Below are 655 nucleotides of genomic sequence, written 5' to 3' on the forward strand. Positions count from 1 at the left end.
GCATCGAAGAGGTTGCCGGTGGCCCGTGCGCGGGTGGGGCTTCCGGGCGGGGACTTCCGGTAGGCGCGCAGGAGGTGTTCGAGGGCCTGGTCGAGATCACCGGGGTCGGGCCCGGACCCGGCGGCCTTCTGCCCGAGCTTGTACCGGTCGAACAGGGCCACCCCCAGGTTGTTCGAGGAGGCGGCCAGCCGAGGGCCGTCGGACAGGGAGCGCGAGACGGCCCGGCCGAGCAGGCCGATGCACGTGTCGAGGTGGCGGCGTTCACCGGTGTCCTTGAAGCGGGCGTGTTCGGCCATGCCCTGCCGGAAGAGTTCCCGGGCGGTCGGCGCGGTGCCGACGGGCCGGTGCGCCGGGCGCCCGTGCCCGGACGGCGGCTCCGTCCGCCGGGACGGCCGCTGCGGGCCGTCCCCGGACCACTTCGACCGGTCGTCACTGTTCCACGAAACGCTGTAGCTCATCGGTGCCCCTGGGGGTGTCGGCCGGTCCCGGAGGACCGGGTGCGGCTGGTCGGTGGTCAGGGCGGCGGCTCGGCCTGGTCGCCGGGATTCCCTCCCGGGTCCGTCCCTCTCGCCGTGGTACCGGTACCGGTCCTCACCCCCGCCCGCTCCGGCGGGCCGCCGCGCCGGCGGCGGCGAGCCCGGCGACCGCCCCGGCC

General features: G+C 76.3%; 1 protein-coding gene. It reads right to left on the reverse strand.

Annotated elements, in window-relative coordinates:
- Positions 1–458 (reverse strand): hypothetical protein (locus L7D48_RS02845; RefSeq protein WP_237877036.1); only part of this gene is annotated, 458 nt, incomplete at its 3' end.
- Between the last annotated feature and the right edge of the window lie 197 nt (positions 459–655).

The organism is Streptomyces sp. ICN903, assembly GCF_022015835.1.
Classification (GTDB): Bacteria; Actinomycetota; Actinomycetes; order Streptomycetales; family Streptomycetaceae; genus Streptomyces; species Streptomyces fenghuangensis.